The 5,575-nt window shown below is 51.0% G+C and carries 1 protein-coding gene and 1 pseudogene; both read left to right on the top strand.

Annotation, left to right across the window (positions count from 1 at the left end):
* Nucleotides 1-252 (top strand): annotated as a pseudogene (locus tag QT973_RS26665) (calcium-binding protein); the annotation flags it as partial.
* 649 nt (nt 253-901) lie between these two features.
* On the top strand, nt 902-5,575 hold a 4,674-nt coding region (locus QT973_RS26660; protein WP_333392546.1), incomplete at its 3' end, for a DUF4347 domain-containing protein.

The following is a 5,575-nucleotide window of genomic DNA, read 5'->3' as shown; positions in this document are numbered from 1 at the left end:
ACTTTGATTGGGGGTATGGGGAACGATCGCTTTGTGTTAAGCGCTAATAGTGGTATTGATACTATCCTCAATTTTTCTGTAGGAAGTGATAAGTTTGTTCTGGCTGGTGGCTTGAGTTTTGAGGCTTTGCAAATTAATTCGACTGCCAATAGCACACTGCTACAAGTTGCGGCGACTGGGGAGGTTTTGGCTCAGGTTTTTGGCGCTGATAATTTGCTGAGTAATCGGGATTTTCTCACTCTTTCTCCTTAAGACCAAAGCGCATTAAATATGCTGCATTTTTTCCTATGCTTTTAGCAACTCGGTTTATTTGATAAACCGAGTTTTTGAATGTAGCATAAAAAATAGTAATTTGGAGATTTTGGGGGTTATTCGACTCAATAATAACCAGAAAAAGGGTTTTTATTGAGTCATTTGGTCATGAAAAACAAAACAAAAAAAGTTTAAAACTACAAAAAATATAACCATTTCTTGAGTATCATATAGATGATTTGAGAGTCGGCTGATTGAGATCGATCAAATTGGGTTTGATAAAAACTCGAGTCGTAATAAAAATCGCATACATTAACCCCTTTGATACTACAAAAATACAAAGCTGTCAACTACTTTTAGGTAAAAAATATCTAATTTTACGGTAATTTATCGTAGATTGTGCTAATTTTTTTCATTTCAAAATAATTTAGGCTCACGTCTGAATTGGCGAAAAAAAAACCTGATTTACCAGCGAAATAGAGCGAACTGCTACTTTGGGAAGATGTCGATCCAAACAAAAACGAAGTAAAAATAACTTGTTAACTATGCGAAATCGAGAAATGAGCAGTTAGAAATTTCCCATTAGCAATTAACAATAATATCTACCACTGAAGATTGAAAGTTAATAGATCAAGGAGCTATGTAACTCATGAAACATTTAGGGTGCAACTACTCTTCGCCAATTCACCAATCAAGTTGCGATCGCCGCTACACTTACTGCATAAAAAGTTCTTGGAGTGGGCCGTCGTTAGTGGGTGATATGGCGCTCGATATTTCCGGTTTAACAAAAGCGACTCGGGGCGTCAAGACTACACATACAAAACATTTAGTTTGCATCGATCCGAGGGTAGAGAATTATCAGCATCTTGCCAGCGGAGTCAAACCAGGGACAGAGATAATTGTCCTCGATCGAACTCTGGACGGAGTAGAACAAATTACCGAGATTCTAGCTAAACGCAGTTTAATTGCCAGCCTTCAGATTGTTGCTCACGGCAATGAAGCTTCCGTGCAACTGGGGTCAACTTTACTGACGAATGAAAACTTATCAAAGTACGATCGGCATTTGCAGCAGTGGCGAAATGCCTTAAGCGAAAAAGCCGATATTTTATTATTATCGTGTAAGGTTGGGGCTGGAAAATCCGGGATTGCTTTCGTGCGGAAGCTGAGAGAATTAACAGGCGCAAATATAGCGGCTTCCAACAATCTAATTGGTAGTGCCAAATTAGGAGGAAACTGGCAATTAAATGTTACAGCAGGACGAGTAAAAACAGCAATAGCCTTTGAAACAAACACCCAGGAAAATTACAGCGCTGTCCTCATTAATTTAGTGGATGAAAGTTTTCAAGATGCAAGTCTAATCGGGCCTTGGATCTCTGGGGTAACAGGCATTTCAGATGCTCCAGCTTTAACAGCAGGAACCGGAACAGAGAGTTTTCCGGGCTTGAACATAGACCCGGTTGGCAGCGGGGCGTTGAGATTAACTACAAGAACTTTTGACCAATCTACTTTTGTCATCTATAACAGTCAGGTTCCTGTCAACAGCGGTCTTAAAATTGTCTTCGATATATTTGCCTACGACGGCACTACACGTCCTGATCGTCCTGATTTAGCAGGGCAGACAGGGGACGGCATAAGTTTCTTTTTAATTGACGGTACTGTGACCCCAACAGTAGCTGGAGGCTATGGAGGTTCTCTCGGCTACGCGCAAAATACAGATACAAATCAGTCCGGTTTACGGGGAGGTTATTTAGGAATTGGATTGGATGAATTCGGAAATTTCTCAACTACAACTCAAGGGCGGGTAGGCGGACTTCCGGGGGGAATTAGACGAGATTCGGTAACGCTTCGAGGTAGCGAAGTTACGCAATATCAATTTTTAACTTCTACGTTTGTGCCGCAGGGAATAGATAATATTCCCGATACCGTAAATCCTCTGCCTCCAAACGGGCCGAACAATGCCATTACCAGCAGTCGCGAAGAAGCCAGAAGAAGAGTTCAAATTATTTTGCAACCCCCCACTTCTGCAACGCCAAACCGTCTCACTGTTAACTTTGATCTCAACAATAATGGTTTGTTTACAGATCAGGGCGAGACTATTATCGACATTGCCAATTTAGAGGACTTAAACGGGCCAATCCCGGCAACATTCAAATTTGGTTTTGCTGGTTCAACGGGAGCCGCAACAAATATTCACGACGTTCGCACTTTGTCGATCCAAACTATAGACGTGCCGCTTACTACAGCAGATGTTGCCTCAACGAAAACAGGCCCGGCGGCAGCGGCACCGGGTAGCAGCATCACTTACACAATTACGACGGTAAATAACGGCCCGGACGCCGCCGAAAACGTGGTGGTTGAAGATCAATTGCCCGTCGGGGCAGTATTTGGCAGTGCCGACGGCAACGGCACTTTCAACCCGACAACGAGACTGGTTTCCTGGAGTATTCCGAATTTACCTGTTGGGGCCACAGCCACCCGCACCGTAACTGTTACGACCCCAACTACACTCGGCCCTATTACAAATAGTGTATTCAGCAGCAGCAGCACGATCGATCCCGTACCCGGTAACAACAGTGGCAGCCGCCCGGATGCGAGAGTCACGACCACTATTACGAACGATAGCGCTGATGTAGTGACGCGTAAAATTGGGCCCGCTACTGCGATCGCGGGTTCGACTGTCACCTACACAATTACGGCAGCCAACAGTGGGCCGAGTGCGGCAACCAATGTGGCGATCGCCGACACCATTGTTCCTGGTTTAACAGGAGTCAGCGTCTCCGAGGGCGGAAGTTACAACGCAACTACAGGTATTGTGACTTGGACGGCGATCCCATCCCTAGCCAGCGCAACCAGCGCCAACAGAACCGTCAGTTTCGCAGTTCCCGCCACCGGTGGCACCGTCGCCAACACTGCTAGCAGTACCTCGATTACCCCAGACCCCAATCCCGGCAACAACAACGGCAGCAGCCCCGAAGCGCGAGTCACCACTACTATCACCGATAGCGCCGATGTAGTGACGCGCAAAACCGGGCCCGCTACTGCGATCGCGGGTTCGACTGTCACCTACACAATTACGGCAGCCAACAGTGGGCCGAGTGCGGCAACCAATGTGGCGATCGCCGACACCATTGTTCCTGGTTTAACAGGAGTCAGCGTCTCCGAGGGCGGAAGTTACAACGCAACTACAGGTATTGTGACTTGGACGGCGATCCCATCCCTAGCCCGCGCAGCCAGCACCAACAGAACCGTCAGTTTCGCAGTTCCCGCCACCGGCGGCACCGTCGCCAACACTGCTAGCAGCACCTCAACCACTAATGACCCCAATCCCGGCAACAACAATGGCAGCAGCCCGTCGGCAAGAGTCACCACCACGATCGCCGATAGCGCCGATGTAGTGACGCGCAAAATTGGGCCCGCTACTGCGATCGCGGGTTCGACTGTCACCTACACAATTACGGCAGCCAACACTGGGCCGAGTGCGGCAATCAATGTGGCGATCGCCGACAGCATTGTTCCGGGCTTAACAGGAGTCAGCGTCTCCGAGGGCGGAAGTTACAACGCAACTACAGGTATTGTGACTTGGACGGCGATCCCATCCCTAGCCAGCGCAGCCAGCACAAACAGAACCGTCAGTTTCGCAGTTCCCGCCACCGGTGGCCCCATCACCAACACTGCTAGCAGCACCTCAACGAGTCCAGACCCCAATCCTGCCAACAACAACGGCAGCAGCCCCGAAGCGCGAGTCACCACTACGATCGCCGATAGCGCCGATGTAGTGACGCTCAAAACCGGGCCCGCTACTGCGATCGCGGGTTCGACTGTCACCTACACCATTCTCACCGAAAACAGAGGGCCCAGTACCGCCACCAACATCACCGTTACAGACAGCATCGTTCCCGGTTTAACGGGCGTCACAGCATCCAACGGCGGTACTTACAACCCTGACACAGGCATTGTCAGCTTTCCGCCCATTGCCAGCTTAGCTGACGGCGTGACCGTCAGCCGGAGAGTCACATTCCCAGTCTCGGCGACCAGCACTGTCAGCAACACGGCAAGAAGTACCTCAACCACTAATGACCCGAATCCCGGCAACAATAACGGCAGCGATTCCGTCGCAACTGTTACCACCAGCATCGCCTCTGCGCCGACTCCGACTCCCCCACTCCCACCGACTCCGACTCCGACTCCCGCCAACCTACGGCCGATAGCTAGCAACGTCAACCTCGAAATCGCCCCCAGCAGCACTGTGGCGATCGCAGGACTGGGAGGAAGCGACCCCGACGGGTCGATCGCATCTTTCACGATCAACACCGTCCCACCAGCAAATGAAGGGCTGGTATTTTTAGGCAATCCCGATACTGGCGGCACGATTGTCACCGCCGGTCAAATTCTGACACCTGCTGACATTAACCAATTATTTTTCCAATCGACAGGCAACTTTACAAAAGCAAATTTCACCTACAGCGCTACAGACAACCAGGGCGCTACCAGCCGCGCCAGCGCTACTGTCTCGGCGGTGCTGCCGGAGCCCAACAAACCGCCAGTAGCTAACAACGTCAACCTCGAAATCGCCCCCAGCAGCACTGTGGCGATCGCAGGACTAGGCGGCACAGATCCAGACGGTTCGATCGAATCCTTCACCATCAACACCATCCCACCAGCAAATGAAGGGCTGATATTTTTAGGCAATCCCGAAACAGGTGGCAGGATTATCCGCGCCGGTCAAATTCTGACACCTGCTGAGATTAACCAATTATTTTTCCAATCGACAGCCAACTTTACAACAGCAAATTTCACCTACAGCGCTACAGACAACCTCGGCGCTACCAGCCCCGCCAGCGCTACTGTCTCTGCCATTCCCCTGAACGAACCAACACCAACACCCGCGCCGGAACCAACACCACCCGTCCCTGCGCCGGAACCAACACCCGTCCCTGCGCCGGAACCAACACCACCCGTCCCTGCGCCGGAACCAACACCCGCGCCCGCGCCGGAACCAACACCACCCGTCCCTGCGCCGGAACCAACACCCGCGCCGGAACCAACACCCACACCACCAACACCAACACCACCCGTCCCTGCGCCGGAACCAACACCCGCGCCAGAACCAACACCCGCGCCAGAACCAACACCCGCGCCGGAACCAACACCACCCGTCCCTGCACCCGAACCAACACCCGCCCCAGAACCAACACCACCAACACCCACACCCGCCCCAGAACCAACCCCCATATTCAACCCAGTAGCCGAACCAGATACCAGTTGCGGTTGCGACCCCCTGCCCCAGCCCCCTCTCATCGCATTTCTCCCCCCCCAGCCTTCA

Source organism: Microcoleus sp. Z1_A1 (assembly GCF_036700305.1).
Classification (GTDB): domain Bacteria; phylum Cyanobacteriota; class Cyanobacteriia; order Cyanobacteriales; family Microcoleaceae; genus Microcoleus.
Note: the sequence above shows the minus strand (reverse complement) of the source record. Positions and strands in the feature narration are given on the sequence as shown.